At 58.2% G+C, this 24,141-nt stretch carries 26 protein-coding genes; 17 read left to right on the top strand and 9 right to left on the bottom strand.

What is annotated here, in order from left to right:
• Positions 1 to 10: 10 nt before the first annotated feature.
• Both mrkB and mrkA read right to left on the bottom strand, forming a co-directional pair.
• On the bottom strand, positions 11 to 712 hold the full coding sequence (gene mrkB / locus CWM61_RS12095) for a type 3 fimbria chaperone MrkB (RefSeq protein WP_061153388.1): 702 nt from the start codon (positions 710 to 712) through the stop codon (positions 11 to 13).
• A 95-nt stretch (positions 713 to 807) separates the two neighbouring features.
• Positions 808 to 1,416: a type 3 fimbria major subunit MrkA gene (gene mrkA / locus CWM61_RS12090; protein ID WP_008806369.1), complete on the bottom strand. Its 609-nt coding sequence runs from the start codon at positions 1,414 to 1,416 to the stop codon at positions 808 to 810.
• Between the two features lie 717 nt (positions 1,417 to 2,133).
• Between mrkA and CWM61_RS12085 the strand changes: the two genes are divergently transcribed.
• Entirely contained in the window at positions 2,134 to 2,343 is a 210-nt protein-coding gene (locus CWM61_RS12085) for a DUF1471 domain-containing protein (protein WP_002916131.1), read from the top strand.
• Between the two features lie 95 nt (positions 2,344 to 2,438).
• Here CWM61_RS12085 and CWM61_RS12080 read toward each other — a convergent pair whose 3' ends face one another.
• Positions 2,439 to 3,335, bottom strand: a complete 897-nt coding sequence (locus tag CWM61_RS12080) for an EamA family transporter (RefSeq protein WP_100631291.1) — start codon at positions 3,333 to 3,335, stop codon at positions 2,439 to 2,441.
• Between the two features lie 81 nt (positions 3,336 to 3,416).
• Between CWM61_RS12080 and CWM61_RS12075 the strand changes: the two genes are divergently transcribed.
• Positions 3,417 to 3,923, top strand: a complete 507-nt coding sequence (locus CWM61_RS12075; protein ID WP_074387639.1) for a MarR family winged helix-turn-helix transcriptional regulator — start codon at positions 3,417 to 3,419, stop codon at positions 3,921 to 3,923.
• On the opposite strand, the gene CWM61_RS12070 is transcribed toward CWM61_RS12075, so the two are convergent.
• Positions 3,920 to 4,876, bottom strand: a complete 957-nt coding sequence (locus CWM61_RS12070) for a nickel/cobalt transporter (protein ID WP_100631382.1) — start codon at positions 4,874 to 4,876, stop codon at positions 3,920 to 3,922. The two genes, CWM61_RS12075 and CWM61_RS12070, sit on opposite strands and share 4 nt — an antisense overlap.
• 399 nt (positions 4,877 to 5,275) lie before the next feature.
• Between CWM61_RS12070 and CWM61_RS12065 the strand changes: the two genes are divergently transcribed.
• On the top strand, positions 5,276 to 5,521 hold the full coding sequence (locus CWM61_RS12065; protein WP_074387638.1) for a hypothetical protein: 246 nt from the start codon (positions 5,276 to 5,278) through the stop codon (positions 5,519 to 5,521).
• Between the two features lie 408 nt (positions 5,522 to 5,929).
• Here the strand turns inward: CWM61_RS12065 and CWM61_RS30030 are convergent, their stop codons facing one another.
• On the bottom strand, positions 5,930 to 6,058 hold the full coding sequence (locus CWM61_RS30030; RefSeq protein ID WP_264755188.1) for a hypothetical protein: 129 nt from the start codon (positions 6,056 to 6,058) through the stop codon (positions 5,930 to 5,932).
• Positions 6,059 to 6,371: 313 nt separating this feature from the next.
• Here CWM61_RS30030 and fimB point away from each other — a divergent pair, with 313 nt between their 5' ends.
• The 10 genes from fimB to CWM61_RS12005 all read left to right on the top strand — a co-directional run bounded on the left by fimB (position 6,372) and on the right by CWM61_RS12005 (position 16,518).
• A complete protein-coding gene (gene fimB, locus CWM61_RS12055; RefSeq protein ID WP_074387637.1) occupies positions 6,372 to 6,974 on the top strand; it encodes a type 1 fimbria switch DNA invertase FimB in 603 nt (200 codons plus the stop codon).
• 469 nt (positions 6,975 to 7,443) lie between these two features.
• Positions 7,444 to 8,052, top strand: coding sequence for a type 1 fimbria switch DNA invertase FimE (fimE, locus tag CWM61_RS12050; protein ID WP_074387636.1), 609 nt, complete (start codon positions 7,444 to 7,446; stop codon positions 8,050 to 8,052).
• Between the two features lie 480 nt (positions 8,053 to 8,532).
• Positions 8,533 to 9,081: a type 1 fimbrial major subunit FimA gene (gene fimA / locus CWM61_RS12040; protein ID WP_061153378.1), complete on the top strand. Its 549-nt coding sequence runs from the start codon at positions 8,533 to 8,535 to the stop codon at positions 9,079 to 9,081.
• 70 nt (positions 9,082 to 9,151) lie between these two features.
• Positions 9,152 to 9,685 (top strand): fimbrial protein, encoded by a 534-nt coding sequence (locus CWM61_RS12035; RefSeq protein WP_133122460.1) that lies wholly within the window; start codon positions 9,152 to 9,154, stop codon positions 9,683 to 9,685.
• Positions 9,686 to 9,734: 49 nt separating this feature from the next.
• The gene (locus CWM61_RS12030; RefSeq protein WP_162676943.1) at positions 9,735 to 10,439 is read left to right on the top strand and encodes a fimbria/pilus periplasmic chaperone; all 705 of its coding nucleotides are present in this window, start codon (positions 9,735 to 9,737) and stop codon (positions 10,437 to 10,439) included.
• A gap of 80 nt (positions 10,440 to 10,519) precedes the next feature.
• Complete coding sequence (locus tag CWM61_RS12025; protein WP_100631290.1) at positions 10,520 to 13,135, top strand: fimbrial biogenesis usher protein; 2,616 nt, start codon at positions 10,520 to 10,522, stop codon at positions 13,133 to 13,135.
• 10 nt (positions 13,136 to 13,145) lie between these two features.
• Positions 13,146 to 13,673: a fimbrial protein gene (locus tag CWM61_RS12020; protein ID WP_012540617.1), complete on the top strand. Its 528-nt coding sequence runs from the start codon at positions 13,146 to 13,148 to the stop codon at positions 13,671 to 13,673.
• A 27-nt stretch (positions 13,674 to 13,700) separates the two neighbouring features.
• Positions 13,701 to 14,186: a fimbrial protein gene (locus tag CWM61_RS12015; RefSeq protein WP_074194464.1), complete on the top strand. Its 486-nt coding sequence runs from the start codon at positions 13,701 to 13,703 to the stop codon at positions 14,184 to 14,186.
• Positions 14,187 to 14,203: 17 nt separating this feature from the next.
• Entirely contained in the window at positions 14,204 to 15,109 is a 906-nt protein-coding gene (locus tag CWM61_RS12010) for a fimbrial protein (RefSeq protein WP_012540615.1), read from the top strand.
• Complete coding sequence (locus tag CWM61_RS12005) at positions 15,106 to 16,518, top strand: cyclic diguanylate phosphodiesterase (RefSeq protein ID WP_100631289.1); 1,413 nt, start codon at positions 15,106 to 15,108, stop codon at positions 16,516 to 16,518. The genes CWM61_RS12010 and CWM61_RS12005 overlap by 4 nt, the downstream gene beginning before the upstream one ends.
• A 42-nt stretch (positions 16,519 to 16,560) precedes the next feature.
• On the opposite strand, the gene CWM61_RS12000 is transcribed toward CWM61_RS12005, so the two are convergent.
• Entirely contained in the window at positions 16,561 to 16,833 is a 273-nt protein-coding gene (locus tag CWM61_RS12000) for a GNAT family N-acetyltransferase (protein ID WP_002916201.1), read from the bottom strand.
• A gap of 11 nt (positions 16,834 to 16,844) precedes the next feature.
• On the bottom strand, positions 16,845 to 17,075 hold the full coding sequence (gene yjdI / locus CWM61_RS11995) for a 4Fe-4S mono-cluster protein YjdI (protein ID WP_074387633.1): 231 nt from the start codon (positions 17,073 to 17,075) through the stop codon (positions 16,845 to 16,847).
• A 206-nt stretch (positions 17,076 to 17,281) separates the two neighbouring features.
• Between yjdI and CWM61_RS11990 the strand changes: the two genes are divergently transcribed.
• From CWM61_RS11990 to CWM61_RS11975, 4 genes are read left to right on the top strand one after another with little or no spacing between them, the layout of a single operon-like run.
• On the top strand, positions 17,282 to 17,554 hold the full coding sequence (locus CWM61_RS11990) for a YtcA family lipoprotein (RefSeq protein ID WP_008806389.1): 273 nt from the start codon (positions 17,282 to 17,284) through the stop codon (positions 17,552 to 17,554).
• Positions 17,555 to 17,560: 6 nt separating this feature from the next.
• Positions 17,561 to 18,586 (top strand): multidrug transporter subunit MdtN, encoded by a 1,026-nt coding sequence (mdtN, locus tag CWM61_RS11985; RefSeq protein WP_008806390.1) that lies wholly within the window; start codon positions 17,561 to 17,563, stop codon positions 18,584 to 18,586.
• A gap of 12 nt (positions 18,587 to 18,598) precedes the next feature.
• A complete protein-coding gene (mdtO, locus tag CWM61_RS11980; protein ID WP_100631288.1) occupies positions 18,599 to 20,536 on the top strand; it encodes a multidrug efflux transporter permease subunit MdtO in 1,938 nt (645 codons plus the stop codon).
• Positions 20,533 to 21,981, top strand: a complete 1,449-nt coding sequence (locus tag CWM61_RS11975; protein WP_074387629.1) for an MdtP family multidrug efflux transporter outer membrane subunit — start codon at positions 20,533 to 20,535, stop codon at positions 21,979 to 21,981. The genes mdtO and CWM61_RS11975 overlap by 4 nt, the downstream gene beginning before the upstream one ends.
• A 61-nt stretch (positions 21,982 to 22,042) precedes the next feature.
• On the opposite strand, the gene CWM61_RS11970 is transcribed toward CWM61_RS11975, so the two are convergent.
• Complete coding sequence (locus CWM61_RS11970) at positions 22,043 to 22,342, bottom strand: DUF1889 family protein (RefSeq protein WP_061153372.1); 300 nt, start codon at positions 22,340 to 22,342, stop codon at positions 22,043 to 22,045.
• Between the two features lie 184 nt (positions 22,343 to 22,526).
• A complete protein-coding gene (locus tag CWM61_RS11965; RefSeq protein WP_074387628.1) occupies positions 22,527 to 24,080 on the bottom strand; it encodes a peptide MFS transporter in 1,554 nt (517 codons plus the stop codon).
• Positions 24,081 to 24,141: the final 61 nt, after the last annotated feature.

The raw sequence follows: 24,141 nt of genomic DNA, 5'->3' as shown, positions 1-24,141 counted from the left end.
AGCTTTTCCCTTATTTAACGGCCACTTTCACTGCGACATCGGCGCCATAGTCATTAATGTTGTTAACGGTCAGGGTTTCGCCGCGGTTGACGGCGGAGGAGAGTGCTACCGTCTGGCTGGACTGCGGCGCCAGCATCACGGTTTTGCTGTTCAGGGCTTTACCGCCGTCGCGGGAAATACGGCTGACGGTAATGTAGAACGGCGTCGGGTTGTTGATGGCGAGACTGCTGCCGCTGGCGGTGAGCACCAGCTTCTCGGCCGCCGCATCGCGGTTGCCCAGTCCGGCAGGACGGTAAATAAATTTAAAGCGGGAACGGATCGCCAGCTGCAGCACGTTCTGGCCTTCATTTTTCTGATCGGCCACCACTGGCGGAATTTCCAGCAAATTCAGCCACCACAATGTCTCTTTATCTTTTGCCAGACCGGCGCTGCTGCCGAGCTTAATACGCAGCGTCTGGCCGCTTTTGGCGTCAACGCGCGAGATCGGCGGGGTGATAATAAACGGGGTGGTAATGGTATCCGGTGTGGCATCGGCATCGCCATTATCCAGCCAGGCCTGCGCCAGTGCCGGACGGTCGGCGTTATTTGAAAGCTGTACCGTTATTTCTTTTTCATTTCCTGGATAAATAAAGCGGGTACCGTTAACAATAATGTTGTTGGCATGGGCCGCAAAACTAAAAATGAAACAGAAAAAAAGGGCAATACGCTTCATGCTGACCTCAGAATAAAAATACAAGCGGCGGACATCGCCGCTTTATTATTGTTATTAACTGCCCCATACCGGGGCAGTTTTATTTTCTGGCGGAATTACTGATAGGTAATTTCGTAAGTCGCGTAGCTGTTGACCACACCGGTGGTTACCGTGGTCGGTGCGCTGGTCGCATAACCAACGTAGTAGGTGAAACGCGCGCCATCGGCTACAGCAGCAGCATCGCCTTTCGCTTTCGGCTGAGTGCTGTCACCCGGGATGATTTTGTTGGTCAGCGCGGTGGCGTTGTCGGTAGACAGCACCAGCTGGATGTTCTGGGCACCGGAAGCTTCGGTGTTCGCCAGGTAACCCTGCTGTTTGCTGGTTGCGCCAGCCAGCAGGTTACCGCCGGTCCAGTTCACGCCCAGTTTGGTTACGTCATCCTGTTTGGTGCCGTCAGCAGCCTGGCAGTTAGAGACGTCAATGGTGAAAGATTTCGGTTTCAGGTAAGTATCCGCTGCTGCCGCTTTAACTTCAGTCAGGGTTACCGGAGACAGGTAAACGTTCGCATCGCTGCCCTGGCCGTTAACAGAAACAGTACAGGATACATCGGTAACTTTACCGAAGAAATTAACCTGGCCGCCGCCAACATTGGTATCAGCTGCATGGGCAGCAGTCATGCCAAAAAACGCGGTTGCCATTGCTGCAGAGAGAAGAACCTTTTTCATTGCCATTTCCTTGTCAGAGTGAATTACGAATCAATGAGCACACTGTGAATTCGCATAGAACCAGAAACATCAGGCGATGCTGATTTATGCCACTGCTAATAGAATCTTCGACTGACCGGGAGCCGCAATATTTAAGGCGTCAGGTGACGAACTTAAAAATATAAGTTCGCTGGTGCTATCGGCGTCAAAGAATGCTATTTATTCGCCGACAAATATACATTTGTTCACGTTTCATTAAGTTATATAACAGATATCAATCAGCTATTAATAAATGGTTATTGATAGGTGAAAACGAAGCGGTGGTTGTTTACAGCGCAGGAAGTCTAACGCAAGACCATAAGAGAAATGACCGTAATAGCATGCCGAAAAAGCCGTCGGGAAGCCATCGCGATAAGTCTGAATCCGTCCTGAAAGTGGTGAAAATAGCACCAATCCATTCACGCACTGAATGACCTCAGCGTGAATGAGGCGCATTCCTTCCCCTGAACGTGAGCAGTTCGTCCGATATCCCCTTCCAGAGGGAAATATTTAATCCATTGTTTTTAAAGTAAAAAAAATAAACTCATTCATCTCTTTGTCATCTTTTCATCATCTCACCGCCATAAAAATGTGATCTAAATCGCACTTTTTGCAACGCGCGTTATAGTTAGCAGACTTATTATAAGTCCATCGAAAGCAAACACGCTTTCCACCATAAAAGTTAAAAGGACAAACACCATGAAAAACGTAAAATTACTCGCCGCTGCCGGTATGCTCTCCCTGGTTTCTTTCGCTAGCTTCGCTCATCCGGTGAGCGTGACAGCAGATACCCTGGACAGCGCAGAAGCGAAAATCGCGACCATTGCGAAAGAACAAGGCGCTTCCTACCACATCACCGAAGCGTACACCGGCAACCAGGTCCATATGACCGCCGAGCTGTCTAAATAAGCGAATGGTTGCAGAGGGAGCTGCCGGACAGGCCGCCTGCGGGTGGCTGGTCTGGCTCCCGCCACCCACCCCGCACGCAGCAATGTCGAGCCCCGTTATGGGGCTTTTTTCGTTTTTGCTCCCGCCGCCTGGCGCGCCAGCGCACGCTGGATAGACAGCACGCTCGCCAGCACCACGATCAACCCCACCAGCGCCATCCCCTGGATCTTTTGTCCAAGGAAAATCCATCCCAGCACCACAGCGGTCACCGGGCTCAGCAGACTCATCGCCGACACCGCCACCGGCGAGAGGCGGCCAATCCCCCGGAACCACAGGCCATAGGCCAGCATGGCGCCCGCGACGCACAGCCACAGATAGCCTGCGACCTGCAGCGCTGTCACCTGATGCAGAGGGGGGTCAACGATCAGCGCCACCGGGGCCAGCACCACTCCCCCAATCGCCAGCTGCCAGCCGGTCAACGCGACAATCGGCAAGGAGAGCGCCCAACGGCGGGAGAGCCAGGTGCCCAGCGCCATACTGATCGCGCCGAGAAACGCCGCGCCGATCCCCAGTGGGTCGAGGACGGTGTGCGGCGACAGCAGCAGCATGGCCATACCGAGTATGCCGGCGATGGCGGAGAACACCGCCAGCCAGGGCGAGCGCTGCCGGTCAACGCACCAGGCGAGGAGCATCACCAGCAGCGGCTGGATTGCGCCAATCACCGCCGCTAAACCGCCGGGTAAGCGATAGGCCGCGATAAACAGCAGCGCCTGGAAAGCGCCGATATTTAAAATGCCGGTAACGATAAGCTTCGCCCACTCGCCGCGCTGCGGGAAGCGACGGCTCCAGATCAGCAGGGCGATGCCTGCCGGTAACACCCTCAGCAGCGCAGCGATAAATGGCCGATCGGGAGGAAGGAACTGGGAGGTGACGATATAGCTCGTCCCCCAGATAGCGGGCGCCAGCGCGGTGAGCAGTAAGTCGATCATCAGACTACGTGAGAGAAAAGCCATGATTTTATCTTCACTTCAAGCTAAATTGGTGACTGAAGTATGTACCGACAAGTATCTTGACATCAAGACAAGTGAGCACTGATGGACAAATCACCCGCGATCGACGCCGTGGATCGCATTCTCGCCCAGTGGCAGCGGGAGCGACCGGATCTGGACTGCAGCCCAATGGGGCCGATAGGCCGCCTGAAACGATGCGCCATGCTGTTGGAGCCGCAGGTGGAAGTGGCCTTTGCGCGCCACGATCTGGTGCGCTGGGAGTTTGATATGCTGGCGACGCTGCGCCGCGCCGGCCCCCCTTTCACTCTTTCGCCGACCCAGCTCTTCTCCACGCTGATGATCACCTCCGGCACCATGACTCATCGCCTGAAGGCGCTGGAGAAACGCGGATTTATTACCCGCCTGCCGAACCCGGAGGATGCCCGCAGTATGCTGGTCGCCCTGACGCCTGTCGGGCGTGAGCGGATCGATCAGGCGGTGGAGACCCATGTCGATAATGAACGTCAGCTGCTGGCAGGACTCAGTGACAGCGAACGCCTGCAACTGGATCAGGCGCTGCGGGTATTGATGCGACTGCTGGAAAGTCGTTAACAGCCGGCGGCGATAAAGTCGCCGTTGGCGCTGATCGGCACCACGGTGAAAAACAACCCGGCGGCAAAGAGGATCAGCGCCAGCCCGCCGAGGATCTTCACCAGCGGCACCAGCCAGGGCCGCGGACGACTCCCCTCCGTCAGCCTGTTGACCGCCCGGTGACGGGCATAGTGCACCGTCAGTGACAGCGCGAGGATCGAAAGTCCGGTGCCCAACGCCATGGTCATCACCGCGGCGATGCCCCAGCTGACAATCCCCAGCGCGTTGGCGAACAGCAAGATCATGATTGCCCCGCTGCAGGGGCGGGCGCCGATGGCCAGCACCACGCCAAGGCGTGTCTTCCAGTCGGCGCCGTGCAGATCGTGCCCCACGCCGTGGTGGCCGCAGCCGCACGAGGCATCATGCTGATGCGCCGGTGTTATGGCGCGAATCACGCTCTTGCCTGGCCCCAGGCTCTGCAGCGCGCGAAAGATAATGTAAATTCCAAAGGCGCCGATGGTCAGGGCGCTGATCTTCTCAACGTACCAGCGGCTGGCGCTGAGATCGCCGGCGGCCAGATTCAGTCCTACCGCGAGAATAAAGACAAAGAGGATGGCGCTGACGCCCTGCAACAGGCTGCCGAGAAAGGGCACCACCCGCGCCGCCGTCAGGCTCTCCGGGTTGGTGCTCAGGTAAGTCGTGACGATAAACTTGCCGTGACCCGGCCCGATGGCGTGCAGCACGCCGTAGAGAAAGGCGCCCACTAACAGCCAGACGCCGCCGCTGTACTGGTGGTTATTCAGCAGCAAAAGATACATCACCAGATAGCGATGTAAGGTTATTTGGGTGGCGAGGCACCACTGGAGAAAATCGCCCCAGTGGCTATGCAACATGGTGCCGGCCACCAGCAAAAGGAGCCCGCCGCTCCCGGCCGCCAGCAGGCGCCAGTCGCGCTGCGCAATCGGAGTATTCATCATTATGCCATTGTAGTAAACGTAAACCGCCTGACAGCAACTTCACGACAGACGAGCGAGAGTGTCAGCCCTGAAGGGCGAGGAATTTGTCGTCGCTGTTCACGTGAATGTTCGTAGTCACAGAGCTCAGCATTATCTACCGATCGCTGCCTTCTCTACACCATATTAGCGCAAAATGCCTCAATATCTTCAGCATACCATAGACATATCTTTTTATGAGTTATTGCTTATCGTTTACGAATACCCTTTAAAAGGAATAGTGACTCGAAAAATTACAGACAAAAATAAATAACTTATTTCTGTTCGGGCATTTTTTTGTCATTTATTATGCTGCGCTTCCGGCAAGAATATTCTTTAACTGCTATTTTTTTATTGTACTCTACGACAGGATCAATCCTAATGAAAAGAGGCTTATTTACCCTGCTTTGCATCGCGCTGCTGGTACCCTCTCTTTCGGCGCAGGCGACCTGGCGCGGCGAAAAGCGTCAGGACGCCCGCGATATCCGTCAGGATAGTCGCGAGCAAGGTCGTGATACCAAGCAGGAATGCGTCCGCAATAACAATCAAAGCAACGCCAGCTGCCGTCACGATAAACGGGAAAACCGCCGTGAAGGTCGTCAGGAAGCACGTGACGAAAAATGGTGAACCTGCAGGCTTCGGCGTCTTAAGGACGTAAGCCCTCCCGCCGCCGGAGCCTTTAACGCCCCCCTCATACTTCAGTTGTCTGGCTGACGTTTTTTGCCTGCACCTTATTCTTAGCATAGAGCAGAATATTCCCACCTAATCGTCAGACAATATCCCGATACTCATGATGTCCCCTTTCTTCCAGCCCACTGATATCGCCGCTACCGGCGCTTACCGTGCCTGATTCCTATCAACTTTACTCCCCTTTAGATTAAGCTTATTTTCTGAAATACAGCGTAAAGTGCCCTCGTACAGACAATGGCTATTATCCCCAGGCTTTTTGCAGTATGGTTTAATCGCTGTTGTAGTTTTGCAGTGAATGCTATCCAGACGATTCAGAGTTGTATTCTGTCTGAGAAGTTTCTCACGCTATTCCCGGGCGTTGTCGGCGCGGGAGAGTGTTTTGCTGGCGCGATGTTGCCCAGCATGCAGGCAATAAATCATGACGGCATTGATGGCCGTCTTGCCGTGGCCGGAAGCCCGTGCCTTCATCATCATGCGGGCATCATCAAGAGGATCAGGGATGTACAGGACGTGGAAACCACCAGGAAAGCGACGCCACTTCAACCCGCTAGCCCTTTCTTTACCCTTCTGCTTGCGGCGTCTTATCGTTGGTGATGGAGATAACCTATGATACCGCACGCTCACTCAGCGATAACGTTCAGATTTTGCCTTCACCCGGTGAAACGCTTTCGCATGAGATTAAAACGTTATCAGCACGCTGCTTCAAAATAAAAAGGCTGTCGAATTTAACAATGACCTGACGCAGGCCTGGACAGAGAGAAATATGTCTGCAATAAAAGGGAAAACCATGACGAATAACGCCGATATAAAAAAAAGGAACTTCCTGACTCAGAATGAAATCGAGTCTTTACTTAAAGCCGCCGATACCGGCCTCTATGCCGCACGGAATTATTGCCTGACATTACTGTGCTTCATCCATGGTCTGCGAGCCAGCGAGATCTGCCGTCTACGAATATCGGATATCGACCTTGCTGCCCGATGTGTTTATATCCATCGGCTCAAAAAGGGGTTTTCGACCACCCATCCATTGCTGGAGAAAGAGATCCACGCCCTAAAGCGATGGCTGGCCATTCGCAGCAGCTGGCCGCAGGCAGCCAGCGAATGGCTGTTTCTCTCCCGCAAAGGTAATCCCCTTTCTCGCCAGCAGTTTTATCAGATTATCGCCTCATCAGGGGATCTCGCGGGATTACCGCTGGAGATCCACCCGCACATGCTACGCCACTCCTGTGGCTTTGCGCTGGCCAATATGGGAATCGATACCCGTTTGATCCAGGATTACCTCGGACATCGCAATATCCGCCATACCGTCTGGTATACCGCCAGCAACGCGGGACGCTTCTATGGCATTTGGGACAATACGCGCGACAAACAGCGATCGTCTTTGATCTAATAACCTTGACGCCACGGATGGCGTTGTCCCGCAACCTGCCCGAAAATTAAAATATGTATTATCATTAACCCTGTGTTAATTATGCTTACTGTTCCCGCAAGTTCTTATTTATTCCCTCCAGCTCCACGCCAATTTAACCCTGCGTTCATTCTGGATTTGACCAAATTATTTATTACTCGAACAAAATTTCTGCACCGTTTTTTTTCGATTGCAGCACGTATCAGAAAAAAGTCCTTTTAATTTATGCACCTGGCGATAACATCTATAGATGCTATTGAGACAACGATTAAAATCTTTAAAATTAAGAATTATCGCCCGGCGATATTTTTAGTATCAGTCAATATAATGTGCTATCTATTCGTGGTTAATCAACTTCACCCTACAACGTTTTAGCATTACGTATTCTTTTCGTCATGGCGTAAGGTTTCGCCGTGACGGTCATTCATCCCCTTTTTCAGGAGCCAATATTGTGAACCGACGTCGTTTTCTTACCGCCAAAGAAGTTCAGGCAATGATGCAGGCCGCTCGTCAGGGACCTACCGGCGAACGGGACTACTGTCTCATCCTGCTTGCCTTTCGTCACGGCATGCGCATCAGCGAACTGCTGGATCTGCACTATCACGATCTGGATCTGCATGAAGGACGGGTCAATGTACGGCGGCTAAAGAATGGTTTTTCGACTATTCATCCGCTGCGCTTTGATGAGCGCGAGGCGATCGAACGCTGGAGTCTGGTCCGCGCCGGCTGGAAAGCGGCGGCAAAAACCGACGCGCTGTTTATCTCTCGTCGCGGAACGCCACTCTCACGCCAGCAAGCGTATCGTATTATTCGCTCCGCCGGCGAAAATGCGGGCACCGTCACGCACACGCACCCCCATATGCTGCGTCACGCCTGCGGCTATGAACTGGCGGAAAGAGGTACAGATACCCGTTTGATACAGGATTATCTGGGACATCGTAATATTCGTCACACGGTACGCTACACCGCCAGTAATGCGGCACGTTTTGCCGGAATTTGGGAAAGAAATAATCTTTTAGAGGAAAAAGGCTTGCAACAGAAAAACGATTTAACTGATTGATTTAATGCAATATAATTAATTGCGAACAGGTCAATTGGGGCCAAACTGTTTATATCATAAAAATGTTTTGTAATGTTTTGCAACTCACTGCGCCATATTTCTGCAGAAAAAATCATATTGTATTGATTATTATGTGTTTTTAATCCCGAAATCACTCACTTTTCTCTCATCAGATTCCAGCTGCACCGGCGATCCTTCGCCAGCACCATCGCTATACCTTTCGCACTCCCTCCTACTCATCCAGATAATATACCCATAAAAAGCCAATCACGCAGAATTTAAAACCACAAAAACGCCAGAGTAAAACCAAAAACAGGTCACTTATCCCGACGAGTCAAAATGGCCCCAATTGTCTCATCAGTTGGGTGAAAACTGTGCAGAGCCGGCAGCCTGACTACTCGGCTGAAATCTGAAATGCCTGGAAGGCACATCGGCTGCCAATCCGGTTCGTTATTTCGACATCGTTCAAAGGAAAACAGTATGAAAATCAAAACACTGGCAATGGTTGTTGTGTCAGCCCTGTCTCTGAGCTCCGCGGCGGCGCTGGCCGATACCACCACGGTCAACGGCGGGACAGTGCATTTTAAAGGGGAAGTCGTCAATGCGGCCTGTGCGGTAGATGCCGGCTCTATCGATCAAACCGTCCAGTTAGGTCAGGTGCGTTCCGCGAAACTTGCCACCGCGGGTAGCACCAGCTCCTCCGTCGGTTTCAACATCCAGCTGGATGACTGCGACACCACAGTGGCGACCAAAGCTTCCGTCGCTTTCTCCGGTACCGCCATTGACAGCAGCAACACCACCGTTCTGGCACTGCAAAACTCAGCCGCTGGCGGCGCAACCAACGTTGGCGTGCAGATCCTCGACAACACCGGCACGCCACTGGCGCTGGACGGCGCCACCTTCAGTGCCGCGACCACGCTGAATGACGGCACCAACATTATCCCGTTCCAGGCGCGTTACTACGCGACCGGCGCAGCGACCGCCGGTACGGCGAACGCGGATGCCACGTTCAAAGTGCAGTACGAGTAAGGCCCGATCCACGCAGGGAGGCAATCAGGGCCAGGAGGGCCCGCTCTCTATTTCCAACTGGAGTGAAACGATGCAGGGAATGAAATCAGGTCTGCTGCTACTACCCCCGCTGGCCCTGGCCGGTAATCAGTGGAACGTCACGCTGCCTGGGGGCAGCATGCGTTTTCAGGGCCTGATTATGGCGAGTTCCTGCCGCGTCGAAGCGGGCGATCGGCAGATGACAGTCAATCTGGGGCAGATCAGCAGTAACCGATTTCATGATGTCGGGGAAGACAGTAACCCGATCCCTTTCGCGATTCATTTACAGGATTGCAGTACCGCAGTCAGCCAGCATGTGGGCGTGGCATTTCACGGTGTGGCTGATGGTAAAAATCCCGATGTGCTCTCGGTGGGCGAAGGCCCGGGGATCGCCAGCGGGATTGGCATTGCGCTGTTCGACAGTCAGGGCCAGCAATTGCCGCTCAATCGTCCGCCTGACCGCTGGGTACCGCTCTACCGCGGACCAACGACGCTCAATTTTGTCGCCAAATATCGGGCGACCGGACGCCAGGTCACCGGCGGCGCGGCCAACGCCCAGGCCTGGTTCTCATTGACCTATCAGTAATTAATCCGCAGACAAACAGGACAACACGGTGAGCAGACAAGGAGATAACGTGAGAAAAATGGCAACGACGACACGCGGCATACTGGCGGGATGTTTACTTTTCGTCGCCGGTGCGTTGAGCGCCAGCGCGCAGGCGGGCGTCGCGCTGGGCGCGACCCGGGTTATCTACCCGGCGGGACAGAAACAAGTCCAGCTCGCGGTGACCAATAATGATGACAACAGCACCTGGCTTATTCAGTCATGGGTGGAAAATGCCGATGGTCAGCGAGACGGCCGGTTTGTCATCACTCCCCCGCTGTTTGCCATGCAGGGCAAAAAAGAGAACACCCTGCGCATTATCGACGCCACCAATAACCAGCTGCCGCAGGATCGGGAAAGCCTGTTCTGGATGAACGTGAAGGCGATCCCCTCGATGGATAAATCCAAGCTCAGCGACAATACCCTGCAGCTGGCGATTATCAGCCGCATCAAGCTCTACTACCGTCCGGGAAAACTGGCCCTGCCCCCGGATCAGGCAGCGGAAAAGCTGACCTTTAGCCGCAGCGGATCGTCGCTGACGCTGACAAACCCAACCCCTTATTACCTGACGGTGACCGAACTGAACGCCGGGACGCGCATTCTGGAAAACGCCCTCGTGCCGCCGATGGGCAAGACCAGCGTCAAGCTGCCCGCAGATGCCGGGAACACCATCACCTATCGCACGATTAACGATTACGGCGCGCTGACGCCGAAAATGAATGGCGTACTGCGTTAACCCAGAGTACCCCGCCGCGCGGGCCACGCTGCGCATGACCAGAAGCACTGACAGCCGGGCAACGTCGGACCGGAGGGATTATGTCACATCGAAAATATGGACTGGACCATTGGGGTTGCCGAAGCGCCCGGCGCCTGATTACGCCGGCGCTGACGCTGTGGCTCAGCTCACTACCGTTTGCCGCGCGGGCGGACCTCTATTTTAACCCCCGCTTTTTAGCTGACGATCCGGCGGCGGTGGCTGACCTGTCGGGATTTGAAAAAGGCCAGGAGGTGCCTCCAGGCACCTATCGCGTCGATATTTATCTCAACAATGGTTTTATGACTACCCGGGACGTCACTTTCCAGGCCGACGCGCAGGGCCATGGCTTGTCACCCTGTCTGACGCGCGGCCAGCTGGCGAGCATGGGTGTGGATACCGGGCGGGTGCCGGGCATGGCGACGCTGGACAGCGCAGCCTGCGTGCCGCTAACGACGCTTATCAGCGAAGCCACTACGCGCTTTGACGTTGGCCAACAGCGTCTGTATCTCACCGTGCCCCAGGCATTTATGGGCACCCGCGCGCGCGGCTATATTCCGCCGGAGCTGTGGGATGACGGTATCACCGCCGGGCTGATTAACTATAACTTCACGGGCAATAACGTCCATAACACCACGGGTGGCAGCAGCCGTTACGCCTATCTGAATCTGCAGAGCGGCCTGAACGTTGGCGCCTGGCGTCTGCGCGATAACAGCACGTGGAGCTACAGTAGCGGCAGCGGCAGCGCTTCCTCCAGTGAAAACCGCTGGCAGCACGTTAACAGCTGGCTTGAGCGGGACATCACGCCTCTGCGTTCGCGACTCACCCTCGGAGACAGCTATACCAACGGCGATGTCTTCGACGGGATCAACTTCCGCGGCGCCCAGCTGGCCTCGGACGACAATATGCTACCGGACAGCCAGAAAGGCTTCGCGCCGGTGATCCACGGGATCGCCCGCGGCACGGCGCAGGTGTCAATCAGGCAAAACGGCTATGAAATCTATCAGAGCACGGTGCCGCCGGGGCCGTTTACCATCGACGATCTCTACGCCGCGGGCAATGGCGGCGATCTGCAGGTCACGATTAAAGAAGCGGATGGCTCCCGCCAGGTCTTCAGCGTGCCCTGGTCAACGGTGCCGGTGCTGCAGCGTGAAGGCCATACCCGCTTCGCCCTCACCGCCGGGGAGTACCGCAGCGGCAACAGCCAGCAGGAAACGCCCGATTTTTTCCAGAGCACGGCCATGCATGGCCTGCCGGCGGGCTGGACCCTGTACGGCGGCACTCAGCTGGCGGACCGCTATCGCGCCTTTAACCTTGGGGTGGGGAAAAACATGGGCTATTTCGGCGCCCTGTCGCTGGATATCACCCAGGCCAACGCCACGCTGGCGGACGACAGCGAGCATCAGGGGCAGTCGGTGCGTTTTCTCTATAACAAATCCCTGGATGAAACCGGGACTAACCTGCAGCTGGTGGGCTACCGCTACTCCACCCGCGGCTACTATAACTTTGCCGATACCACCTACCGCCGGATGAGCGGCTACAGTGTGGAAACCCAGGACGGCGTTATCCAGGTGAAACCCAAATTTACCGACTACTACAATCTGGCTTACAGCAAGCGCGGCAAGGTGCAGCTGAGCGTGACCCAGCAGCTGGGGCGCACCGCCACCCTCTATCTCAGCGGCAGCCACCAGACCTACTGGGGTACCGACGATGCCGATGAGCAACTGCAGGCCGGCCTCAACGCCGCCGTAAACGATATCAACTGGTCGCTAAGCTACAGTCTGACCAAAAACGCCTGGCAGCAAGGGCGCGATCAGATGCTGGCGGTCAACGTCAATATCCCCTTCAGCCACTGGCTGCGTTCCGATAGCCGCTCGGTCTGGCGGCACGCCAGCGCCAGCTACAGCCTGTCGCACGATCTTAATGGCCGCATGACCAATCTGGCGGGCCTGTACGGCACCCTGCTGGAAGACAACAACCTCAGCTATAGCGTACAGACCGGCTATGCCGGCGGCGGCAACGGCGACAGCGGGAGCACAGGCTATACCGCGCTCAACTACCGCGGCGGCTACGGCAACGCCAACGTCGGCTACAGCCGCAGCGACGGCTTTAAACAGCTCTACTACGGGGTCAGCGGCGGCGTGCTGGCGCACGCCAACGGCATTACCCTGAGCCAGCCGTTGAACGATACCGTGGTGCTGGTGAAAGCCCCCGGCGCTGGCGGCGTGAAAGTGGAAAACCAGACCGGGGTACGCACCGACTGGCGTGGGTATGCCGTCCTGCCCTATGCCACCGAGTATCGCGAAAACCGGATCGCGCTGGACACCAACACCCTGGCGGACAATGTCGACCTTGATGATGCAGTGGTCAGCGTGGTGCCCACCCATGGGGCGATCGTCCGCGCCAACTTTAACGCGCAGGTGGGGATGAAGATCCTGATGACGCTGACCCATCGCGGCAAACCGGTGCCGTTTGGCGCCCTCGCCACCGGCGACAGCAACCAGAGCGGCAGCATCGTCGCGGATAACGGCCAGGTCTACCTGAGCGGGATGCCGCTGGCGGGCAAGGTGCGGGTGAAATGGGGCGATGGCCCGGACGCTCAGTGCGTGGCCGATTATCGTCTGCCGCCGGAGAGTCAGCAGCAGGCGCTCAGCCAGCTGTCGGCCGCGTGCCGCTAAGGAGATCATGATGAAAACACTGCAGTATCTGCTGGGCGCCCTGCTCACCCTGGTGACGCCGTTTGCCTTCGCTGCCGATAGCACGATCACCATCAGCGGCTATGTGCGCGACAACGCCTGCGCAGTGGCCGGCGAGTCGAAGGACTTCACCGTCGATTTTCAGGACAACGCCGCGAAGCAGTTTTATGCCGTCGGGGCGACGACGCCGCCGGTGCCGTTCCGCATCGTGCTGTCGCCCTGCGGCACTTCCGTCACCGCGGTGAAGGTCGGTTTCACCGGCGTGGCGGACAGCGTCAACACCAGCCTGTTAAAACTCGATGCCGGCGCCTCGGCGGCGGCGGGAATGGGGGTGGAAATTCTCGATCAGCAGCAGTCCCGGCTGCCGGTCAATGCGCCGTCGTCAGCCATGTCCTGGACCACGCTGACGCCGGGCCAGACCAACATTCTCAACTTTTACGCCCGTCTGATGGCCACTCAGGTGCCCGTCACCGCCGGGCATGTCAATGCGACAGCGACATTCACGCTGGAATTTCAGTAAGCGGAGGCTGAAATGAAATGGACCCACGTGGGCTGGCTGCTGGCCGGCCTGTTAACCGCGAGCGCTTCCCTGCGGGCGGCCGACGTCACCCTCACCGTCAACGGGAAGGTGGTGGCCAGACCCTGCACGGTCTCCACCGTCAATGCCACCGTCGAGCTGGGCGATCTCTATACCTTTAGCCTGATCGGCGCGGGCTCGGCATCGGCCTGGCACAGCGTGGCGCTGGATCTCAGTAACTGCCCCGTGGGTACTTCACGGGTGAAGGCCACCTTCAGCGGGACGGCGGACAGTACCGGCTATTACAAAAACCAGGGAACGGCGGGCAATATTCAGCTCGAACTGCAGAGCGAGGATGGCACCACGCTGAACAATGGCAGCAGCCAGTCGGTACAGGTGGATGAGGCCAGCCAGTCCGCTCGCTTCCCGCTGCAGGTTAGAGCCCTGTCCGTCAACGGCGGCGCCACGCAAGGCACCATTCAGGCGGTGATTAACGTCACCTATACCTATGCCTGAGCCAGGAGAGCATCATGATGAAAAAAATTATCCCCCTGTTCACCACCCTGCTGCTGCTGGGCTGGTCGATGAACGCCTGGTCCTTTGCCTGCAAAACAGCCACCGGGGCAACGATCCCCATCGGCGGCGGGTCAGCCAACGTCTACGTTAATCTGACACCGGCGGTTAATGTCGGGCAAAACCTGGTGGTCGACCTCTCCACGCAGATTTTTTGCCATAACGACTATCCGGAAACGATCACTGACTACGTCACCCTGCAGCGCGGATCCGCCTACGGCGGCGTGCTGTCGAGTTTCTCCGGCACCGTGAAATATAACGGCACCTCTTACCCCTTCCCGACCACCACGGAAACGGCGCGGGTGGTTTACGATTCACGGACCGATAAGCCCTGGCCCACCGTCCTGTATCTGACGCCGGTCAGCACCGCCGGTGGGGTGGCGATCACCGCAGGATCGTTAATCGCGGTGCTGATCCTGCATCAGACCAACAACTACAATAGCGACTCCTTCCAGTTCATCTGGAACATTTACGCCAACAACGACGTGGTGGTCCCCACCGGCGGCTGCGATGTCTCCGCCCGCGATGTCACCGTCACCCTCCCCGACTACCCGGGATCGATGGCCGTGCCGCTCACCGTGCACTGCGCGCAAAGCCAGCAGCTGGGGTATTACCTCTCCGGCACCACCGCGGATAGCGCCAACGCGATCTTCACCAATACCGCCTCCGCCTCGCCGGCGCAGGGGATAGGCGTTCAGCTGACCCGCAACGGCAGCGCCGTGCCGGCGAACAGCACGGTCTCGCTGGGCACCGTCAGTACCTCGCCAGTTAATCTCGGTCTGACGGCAACCTATGCCCGGACCACAGGCCAGGTCACCGCCGGCAACGTGCAGTCGATCATCGGCATCACCTTTGTCTATCAATGATGACCGACTATATCCTCTCACCCTGCTCGCTGGCCGCCCGCGGGTTGAGCCAGCTGATGCTGAACGCCGCGAAGCGGCCCGTTGAGCTGCCAGTCGAGGGCGTGTCCCTCCGGGAGCTGACCGCCGTGAAGCGGATCGTGGTGTTTCTCCCTGACGATCCCCTGTGGATGCTCACCACGCTGCGCCAGGCGGCCAGGCTGCTCGACCAGACCTTGCAGCCGTTACCGATGTTGATTCTGAGCCGCAGCCCGGCCATCTGGCTGTGGCAAACGCTGCTTTATCAGGTGAGTCATCCGGATCGTCTGCGCAACGTCCATACCGCCCCCGCCGATCTGTCCTGCACGGAGCTGGCCGATCGGCTGGAGAACGCACCGCGACTTGAGCGGCTTGCCAGTGAAGCCGCCCTGCTCCACGACAAACGAGCCGCCGGGTTGAGCCATGCCGAGTTCAAAGTGATCCTCGCCCTGCTGCAAGGGCAGACGATAGGCGAGCAGGCCCAGCGTCTCCGATTGAGCCAGAAAACGCTCTACACCCAGCGGCTAGCCGGGGTGAAAAAGCTGGTGGAATATCACCCGCATCTGGCCCCCCGCTTTCCGCGCACGCTGCTACCGCGCTCATCCGCCAGCTCACTGTCGGCGTTTGAACAGGAATGGGTACAAGCGATCCACGATCGTCAGGTCTTCCCGGTTTTTCAACCTATCGTCGATAGTCGCTCACAGCTACAGGGGGTGGAGATCCTGATCCGCTGGCGCCACCGCGGCCAGGTTCTCCATCCGCAGGCTTTTTTGCCGCAGTTTCGCGCCGACTACGCCTGGCTGCTGCTCACGGCTTTTGTCCTGCAGGAGGCCGTGCAGAATATTAATGAGCATCCGGGTACTTTCTATTTTTCGGTCAATATTCCTTCCTCGCTCGCCGCCAGCGATAGCCTGCTGCGGATGGTGGAAGCCGCTCGCCAGCAGCTCCGGCAGCCAGAGGGCGTGGAAAGGCTGGTGCTGGAATATGCTGAAACCATCGATTTTCGCCGTCAGAGCCGCTCCACCGCCCAGGTGGAGGAACTGCAACGAGCTGGCGTGCGGGTGATGCTGGACGACTGCTTTTCTCAGGGGAGCGTCATCTTTCCGGCGCGTCGACTGCACTTCAATGCTTATAAACTGGATATGAGCATCGTCAACGACGCCCAGCACGATCCAAAAGCGCTTGCGCTGATAAAAAGCCTGGCCTACTACTGCCAGTTAAGCGACAGCCGCTGTGTGGCGGAAGGGGTGGATTCGCTGGCGAAGTTTACGCAGTTAAAATCGTTGGGTATTGACCGTTTCCAGGGCTATCTGTTTTCACCGCCGATGCGGCGCGAGCATCTCCCGGATCTGATCCGCCGCTTTTCCCATCAGCGCGATCCGGCGGATCGTTGATGGCGCGAGAAAAGCGCACCGGCTGGCACCGGTGCCGGTACGTCAGGCGCGAATATCGTCGTATTCGCGGGTGTTATCGAATTCATGTTTGGCAAACGGGCAGAGAGGGATGATCTTCCGCTGCTCCTGGCGCATTTTTTCCACCACCTTCGCCACCAGCTGTTTCCCCACGCCCTGGCCTTTCAGGCTGGGATCAACATCGGTATGTTCGATAATACTGAGGTGTTCGCCGGTGGGAACAAAAACAATTTCCGCCACCTGGTTTCCCTGCGCGTCGTTAACATAAAACTTGTTGTGCCCTTCCAGTATTTCCATCTTCTCCTCGCTTATTTATGACGATAGTGCAGGGCGCCGCTCGGGCAGGTATCGATCACTTTTACCACCGTCGCCACATCCACTTCATCCGGGATAATCCACGGTTTACGCTTCAGGTTAAAAAGCTTCGCGCTGCCGCGCACGCAGTTCCCCGAATGCTGACAGATCGCCGTATTAAAGTAGACGTCGATTTTCTCTCCGGTGTAGACCCGGTAGCCCGCTTCCAGTAATTCCTTATCCATGACATTGCCTCGTTCTTTTTTTATGTTTCAGGCTAAGCATAGTCCTACACGTCGAGGCTGACTACGCGTAAGCGTGGGAATTAGCGCCTCACATCATGCTTTCCCATCGGGTAAGGATCCCGCAGTCGGCGATCCATTGACTTTCATTCCCGCAACGAGGCGATTACACTCATCACACACTGGTATGATCACTCATGGATGCTCTATTGAATCATATTGCCACCATCGCCCGCCCGGCGCGGTTACTGCTCGTCTTACCGCTTTCCGGCTGCTCACTTTCGCCCGCGATCCCGGTATTGGGCGCCGCGTTCCCTGGCTGGTTTTTCTGCTTATTGGGCGGGGCGTTTTTACTGATCCCCTGCCATATCCTGATTACCCGTAAAGGCTGGCAGCCACGCTTTTCTCCCCTGGTCTTCAGCTATGTCGCGCTGATGTTCCTGTTCGCCACGCTGCTGTGGTTTCTGTTTTTTGTTCACTGATCGCTTATGACAACTTCCCGCACTCCCCTGTTACGCAAAAAGTGGCCTCTGCTGGCGCTGGTCCTTGCCGCTATCCTGGCGCTGATCCTGGTTATCTGGCAGTTGCAAACCTCGCCGGAGACCAATGACGCCTATGTCTATGCCGATACCATCGATGTGGTGCCCGAGGTCAGCGGACGCATCGTGGAGATGCCCATTCGCGATAACCAGCGGGTGAAAAAAGGTGATCTGCTGTTCCGCATCGACCCCCGCCCCTATCAGGCGATGCTCGATGACGCGAAAGCGCGGCTGACGACCCTCGACGCACAGATCATGCTGACCCAGCGCACCATCAAAGCGCAGGAGTATAACGCCCAGTCGGTGGCGGCCGCCGTCGAGCGCGCCAGAGCGCTGGTCAAGCAGACCACCTCCACGCGCACCCGCCTTGAGCCGCTGGTGCCGCAGGGGTTTGCCTCCCAGGAAGATCTCGATCAGGCGCGCACCGCTGAGAAAGCGGCACGGGCGGAGCTGGAGGCCACGCTGCTGCAGGCCAGACAGGCCTCGGCTGCCGTGACCGGCGTGGATGCCATGGTAGCGCAACGCGCCGGGATCCTGGCGCAAATCGCCCTCGCTGAACTGCATCTGGAATTTACCGAAGTGCGCGCGCCGTTCAACGGCGTGGTGGTGGCGCTGAAAACCACCGTCGGCCAGTACGCCTCGGCGCTGAAGCCAGTCTTTACCCTGCTGGATGACGATCGCTGGTATGTGATCGCTAACTTCCGCGAGACCGATCTAAACAACGTGCGCCCCGGCGTGGCGGCGCGGATCACCGTGATGACCAACCACAACCGGACCTTTAACGGCGTGGTGGATTCGGTCGGCTCCGGGGTCCTGCCCGAAGGTGGGAGCGTCATCGAAGGGCTGCCGCTGATCCAGAAAAGCATTAACTGGGTTCACGTCTCGCAGCGCTTCCCGGTGAAAATCGCCGTCAGCGATCCCGATCCGGCGCTGTTCCGCATGGGCGCCTCGGCCAGCGCCGTGCTGCAGCCGTAGCCGGGGGACGCGATGTTTCCTCTCGCCCATTTTTTACGCCAGGAGCTGCGCGATGCGCCGGGACGCGCCAGCTACACGCTGCGCCTGACGCTGAGCTGCGCGGTGCTCATCACCCTGTTTATGACCCTGCAGATCCCCTTCCTGGCCGTTGCGCTGATCGTCGTGTTCTACGTCAGTCAGCCTAACGTGCTGATGATCAAGCTGGTCAGCGTGGTCTTTTTTGTCACCGTCACCGTGGCGCTCGGCGGCGTGCTGCTGATCATCAAGTGGACCTATGACTACCCGCTGATCCGCCTGACGGCCTCCGTGGCGCTCTTTTTCTGCGCCATCTACCTGATGCGGGTGCTGGGTAAGCTGGGACTGGCTTTTTTCGTGGTGGCGCTGGCGGTGATTTACGCTCAGACCTTCCCGTCAATGACCAGTCAGAGCGAGATCCTGGTGCGGCTGCTGCTCTGGCTGTGGGTGGCGATTAACACCGCGATCCTCGTCACTTTGCTGGTCAACGCCTGTTTTCAGCAGGCCTTTCCCGGCAACCAGTTTAAGGCGCGCCTGGCAGGGATGCTGCACGAGGTCGCCCGGCGGCTGACGGCTCCTGGCGATGAAGCGCCACCGACCTTCGGCGAGACCGCCGCGCAGTTCAACCAGCTGCAGTCGCTGTTCGCCCAGGCCAGCCGGGCCACGCCGGAGATAGCCGCCGAACCGCAGGCCTGGCGCTCGCGGCTGGCCGCCACCCTGCGCTGCTATCAGCTGGCGGCGCTGCTGCAAGCGGACGAGGCAGATAGCGAAGATCGCCAGCAGCTGTCGCAGGCGGTACTGAAGCTGAAGAGTGCCCTCAGCGAGGAACAGTTTGACGGCGCCATTCCTCCCCTGACGCTCAGCGGCCGCGGCATTAATCGCGCGGTTCTGCAGGAGATGGCTACCCTCCTGCAGCAGCTGGCGCAGGGTGAGCCCGTCGCCCTGCCGCAGGGTGAGGTGGAGAAGGCGCCCCTGCTGGCGCCGGACGCCTGGCGCAACCCGGCTTATCTCCATTTTGCGCTCAAGACCCTGCTGGCGACGCTAATCTGCTATGTCTTCTATACCGCTGCCGACTGGCAGGGGCTGCACACCATCATGCTGAGTTGCGTCATCGTCGCCCAGCCCGGGCTGGGCGCCACGATGCAAAAGACATGGTTGCGCATCGGCGGGGCGCTGCTCGCCACCCTGCTGGCGCTGCTGTTAATCGTTTTTGTCCAGCCCTGGACCGATTCGCTGTCGGGACTGCTGGCGATGTCCCTGCCGGTGCTGGCGCTGGCGGCGTGGATTGCCGCCGGCTCGGAGCGTATCGCCTACGCCGGGATCCAGATTGGTTTCACCTTTGCGCTGGCCTTCCTCAGCTGGTTTGGCCCGCTGACCAACCTCACAGAGCTGCGGGATCGGGTGCTCGGCATCCTGCTCGGGGTGCTGGTCTCCTCCATTGTTCATTTGTATCTCTGGCCGGACAGCGAAGCACCACAGCTGAAATCCCGCCTTGCGGCACTTTATCGCCGGCTGGCGGACTGTCTCGCCGCCCCGAAGGAGGCGGTGCCGCTGGCTCCCCTGTTTGTCGCCTTCACCGACAGCGAAGCGCTGCTCCATCGGGTTCGCGCTGAACCGCTGGGCACCTGGGCCCATCCCTGGCCCCAGGCGAAAGGCTGGCCGATGCGCGCCACCCTCGCCCAGGCCGAGGAGATCGCCCGCCTCAGCGAAGGCTATCGGCTCAACGCCGCGCCGGGAGACCCGACCCTGACCCGCTGCGCCGAACAGCTGCGGCGCTACGCCGAACATATCGAACAGGAGGCGGCAGCGCCTGACGGGACGCTGGCCGCCGATCTCCGCAACCCCTTTGGCCCGGCACTGGCTGCCGCGCTGGCCACCCTGCCCGACTGGGGCCCGACACCGATAGCGACTGAGCAACAGGCTAAAACGTCATGATGATGCTTCCTTTCCCCGCGCGACTGCGGGTCACTCTCTTTACCCTGACGCTGACGCTGCTCAGCGGCTGCGCGCTGATCCAGGATGAGCCTTCCCAGGTCGCCATCGTCAATCCGCAGCAGGCCCAGTTGGCCCAGGTGATCCACCTGGCGAACAGCGACTGGCCGGCAGCCCGCTGGTGGGAGGCCTATGATGATCCTCAGCTCAACCTGCTGATCAACCGGGCGCTGCAGAACTCGCCGACCATGCAGGCCGCCCGGTTGCGCATCTCCCAGTCGCAGTCCACGGTGGAACTCGCCCAGTCGGCAATGGGCCTGCAGGCCACCGCCGTCGCGGCGCAAAACCGCCTGCGGATCACCGACAAATCCTTTAGCTGGCCCTACTCGTACTCCCTGCCGGTGGATAAGAACGGTCCCTGGTATACGCTGAATACCGTTGGCGTCGGGGCGCAGCTGAATATCGATCTCTGGGGAGCCGATCGCGCCCGGGTCGCCGCCGCCATTGGCGAGAAAAATGCCCGGCTGGCGGAAACCGCCGGCATTGAGCTCGACATCGCCAGCAGTGTGGCGCAGCTCTATTTCGCCATGCAGGCGACGTTCCAGAAAATCGCGCTGCTGCAGGAGCTGGAGGGTATTGCCCAATTCTCGGTAGCGGCCCACGAGCACCGGACCCAACGCGGCGTGGAAGACAGTGTGGATGTGGCCAATGCCAGGGCCGAGCAGCTCGCCGCTCGCCAGCAGATCATTAGCGCCGAGGGAACGCTGACCCTGTATCGTGAAACCCTGCGGGCGCTGATCGGCGCCGATGCGCAGAGCATGCCGGCCATCCATCCGGTGGCGCTGCCGGCGCTCCAGGAGACGCTGCCGCCATCGCTCTCATTCGAGCTGCTGGCCCGCCGCCCGGACCTGCAGGCGCTGCGCGGCTACGTCACCGCCTCCCTGAGCCAGGTCGATGCGGCGAAAGCGGCCTTCTATCCTCATTTTGATATCAAAGCGTTCTGGGGATATAACGCCCTGAGCGTCGGGGATCTGTTTAAGTCCTCTTTCCAGCAGATCAACCTGCTGCCCGGGCTGTATCTGCCGATCTTCGACGGCGGTCGTCTGAACGCTAATCTGCAGTCGGTGCGCACCGCCAGCAATATCCTGATCAAGCAGTACAACCAGGCGGTGCTGGACGCAGTTCGCGATGTCGCCATCAGCTCCAGCCAGCTTAACGATCTGAACCAACAGCGTGCGCTGCAGCAGCTAAAAGTCACCGCGGCGCAGACCACCACCGACAGCGCTCGCGCCCATTATCAGCGCGGCCTGCTCAGCCGCTACGCCGCCGAAGAAGCCCGCCGGGCGGTCCTCGCCCAGCAGCTATTGCTACTGGATATTGAAGCGCAGCGACTGAGCACCGACATTACCTTGATCAAAGCCCTGGGCGGCGGCTATCGCGGGCAGTAACAAAAATGCCTTCCCCGAGGGGAAGGCATTAAGCAGAAGAGGCGGGGTGGATGCGCGGCGATTACACCAGCGCGCGCAGCTCCTCCTGCATATAGGTGGAAAAGAATTCCGGATGCTTGATGACCATCCGCTCGCCGGCGGCGACCCGTTCAGCCCATTCCGCCACTTTGTCGGTAAACCCGGCGCTCCAGCCCTGCTGCTGACCGCGTTCAGCGACGTCGGCCGGGGTGGCGGGCACGCCCAGTTCTTTCAAATATTTGAGAATTCCCTTCGCGGTACTTTCATCCATAGACTGTGGTACTGGCTCAGACGTATTCATACCACCAATAAAATCCAATGCTTTATCAATGACTGCTGGCATAGGTGTGTCCTTATATTAACCACATAGTAAACCTGACTACACTATGGACCGGAAAGCGACGTAATTTCAAAGAACACGCTCACGTTATGGGACATCGCGCATTCTGAAAAACGGATTTTGTACTGCTGAGGCGGGTTTCGTGCAAAAAATAAGCCGGCCCCGTAGGGCCGGCCTGAGGAGCGCGTCAGGCGTTGCTGACGGATTTTTGCCCGGCGCTGGACCGACTGTTCTCCAGCATCCGGCGGACCGGGACAATCAGCACAGCCAGCACGGCGGCGCAGATCAGCAATGCGATGGAGCAGCGGGCGAAGAGGTCCGGCAGCAGCGACAGCTGATCGGCCTTCACATGACCGCCAATCAGGCCCGCCGCCAGGTTACCCAGCGCGCTGGCGCAGAACCACAGCCCCATCATCTGGCCGCGCATTCTCTCCGGCGCCAGCAGGGTCATGGTCGCCAAACCAATCGGACTCAGGCACAGCTCACCGAGCGTCAGCATCAGGATGCTGCCCACCAGCCACAGCGGCGACACACCGGCCCCGCCGTTACTCAGGACGTTCTGCGCCGCCAGCATCATCAGGCCAAAGCCCGCCGCCGCGCACAGGATACCAATGACGAATTTGGTCATACTGCCCGGACGCACGTTTTTGCGCGCCAGCGCAGGCCACGCCCAGCTGAATACCGGCGCGAGCAGAATGATAAATAAGGCGTTAATCGACTGGAACCAGACCGCAGGGATCTCAAAATCACCGATCATCCGGTTGGTGTAGTCGTTGGCAAACAGGTTAAAGGAGGTCGGTTTCTGTTCAAACGCCGACCAGAAAAAGGCCGCCGAGACCAGCAAAATAAAGCACACCAGCAGGCGCGCCCGCTCTTTACGATTCAGCCCGGCGAAGACGAACAGCCAGATGAAATAGAGCGCTACGGAGGCGGCAATCACATAGACCAGCACGCTGGCCACCGCCACCGGGTTAATCACGATCGTGCCCAGGCTAATGAGTGTGACCAGCACCGCCACTCCCAGAGTCAGCGCCAGCAGCCACGCACCAACGCCATTCTTTTTCGCCACCGGGCTGTTCCAGGTGGAATCGAGGCCGACCTCCGCGTCATAGCGCTTCATCGACGGCACGGCAAACAGGCGGAAAATGACCAGCGCCACCAGCATCCCGATCCCCCCGATGCCGAAGCCCCAGTGCCAGCCATGCGATTTGATCAGCCAGCCGGAGATCAGCGGCGCAATAAACGAGCCAATGTTGATCCCCATGTAGAACAGAGAAAAACCGCCGTCGCGACGCGCGTCGCCTTTTTTATACAGGGTGCCGACCATCACCGAGATACAGGTTTTAAACAACCCGGAACCGAGGACGATAAACATTAGGCCGATAAAGAACAGGTCGTTGCCCAGCCATGCCGACAGGGCGATCGACAGGTGCCCCAGCGCAATCAGGATAGAGCCGTACCAGACGGCCCGCTGCTGACCAAGCCAGTTATCCGCCAGCCAGCCGCCCGGTAGCGCAGCCAGATACATACTGCCGGCAAAAATTCCGACGATCGCCGAGGCGTTCTCCCGCGCCAGTCCCATCCCGCCGTCGTAAACCGTCGCCGCCATAAACAGGATCAGTAAGGGACGGATGCCGTAAAACGAGAAACGCTCCCACATTTCCGTGAAAAACAGGGAGCCGAGGGGGTAAGGATGACCGAAAAAGGTTCGGCTTTCGTTTTTATTAACAGAGGAATGCATAAATTCTCCAGGTAAGGTGCACCGCAGCGCAAGTTAACCGTACAAAGCGGGCTGACGATTT

The organism is Klebsiella sp. K-Nf6, assembly GCF_002806655.1.
Taxonomy (GTDB): domain Bacteria; phylum Pseudomonadota; class Gammaproteobacteria; order Enterobacterales; family Enterobacteriaceae; genus Klebsiella; species Klebsiella variicola.
Note: the sequence above shows the minus strand (reverse complement) of the source record. Positions and strands in the feature narration are given on the sequence as shown.